Genomic DNA, 1,480 nt, shown 5'->3' with positions numbered 1-1,480 from the left:
TGTACTGCTACCTCGTGTTCCTCATCGGTCGGCACGAATACGGCGTCGGCCAGAGCGAGCTGCGTGAAGCCGTGGCCCGTTGGTTCTTCATGGCCTCACTCACTGGGCGTTACACTGGTAGCCCCGAAACGATCCTCGAGGCCGATCTCCGTCGGTTCTCAGAGGCCGAGTCGGCTGACGATTTCGTTGCTATTGCCGACCGCGTCATCGAAACACAGCTGACAGCGGACTACTGGACTGTGACACTTCCCGAGCTGCTCGACTCGTCGAGCGCCTGGAGTCCATACCTGTTTGGCTACTACGCCAGCCTGAATCTGCTCAACGCGAAGGCACTCTTCTCGAACATGAGGATCAACGACCTGTTCGATCCAGGTCTCAAGCAGACAAAGAGCCCGGTTGAGCGTCACCACCTGTTCCCCAAGGCGTACCTGTCCTCGATCGGGATCACCGGGACGACCCGAGCCAACCAGATCGCCAACTTCGCATTCGTTGAATGGGCCGACAACATTGCAATCTCGGACAAAGCGCCATCGGAGTACTTCCCTGAAATGTTTGGCGCCCTGCCGCCTGCTGACCGAGAACAAGCAGCGTTCTGGCACGCACTACCCCCAGATTGGGAGCACATGGAGTACTTCGAGTTCCTCCGTGAACGCCGGAAGCGGCTATCCGCCATAGTCCGGGCCGGATTCGAACACCTTCGATCCGGAGCTGGTCACGAGACGAAGGTCGCCTCAGTCGACCAGCTACCCACCGTCTCAGATCTACTACGCCAAATGGAAACACAGCGCGTCGAGTTCAAGCAGTCGGCCCGCGCAGCACTCGAGAACGACGCACCTGAAAAGGTGATCAACGAAGGAGTCGTGAAAACAATCGCAGCCTTCTTGAACGCCTCGGGCGGAACACTCGGCATCGGCATCTCCGACGACGGCGACATCGTAGGACTCCAACCCGACTTGGACTTCAAGCACCAGGACCTCGACGGCTATCAGAACTGGCTGACGACCCTTCTCGTGAGCAACATCGGCGGCGGAGTAGTAGCAGCCCACGTCAGCCTCCGAATCGAGTCCGTAGGCGCCGAAGTTGTCTGCCTGGTCGATGTGAGTCCATCGCCCTCCCCGGTCTATGCAAAGACGACCAAGGGTGATACCTGCTTCTACGTGCGTGTCAACAACACGACGCGCATGCTGGAGGGTCCTCACATTCCTAGCTATATCAACGGGCATTGGCAGAAGCCCTAACGGGTTGGCGCGCCGACGGAAGGGATCGCGCTGGTTTCTCGAACTTCGACACCTGCCAATCCAACCTTGCTGAGTAGGTCCCAGCGCTCGGTCGCGACGGCCGTCTCGGTGGCTGCGCAGAACGTTCCATCGTTGAACTTCCGGGTCTGGACCCGCTCCCATCATGAAGCGCCCCAGGATCGATGACTGCTTTGATGTGCGGCAACTGCGCAGCCCCCACAGTCCACTGCTCCTCGAAATAC

At 59.2% G+C, this 1,480-nt stretch carries 1 protein-coding gene; it reads left to right on the top strand.

What is annotated here, in order from left to right; genetic code table 11:
* The coding region (locus ACH2EI_RS19960) for an RNA-binding domain-containing protein (RefSeq protein WP_395161301.1) at positions 1-1,238 on the top strand (1,238 nt) is incomplete at its 5' end.
* Positions 1,239-1,480 lie beyond the last annotated feature (242 nt).

This window comes from Ilumatobacter sp. (assembly GCF_041688325.1).
Taxonomy (GTDB): Bacteria; Actinomycetota; Acidimicrobiia; order Acidimicrobiales; family Ilumatobacteraceae; genus Ilumatobacter_A.
This window is presented reverse-complemented; position numbering and strand designations above follow the sequence as displayed.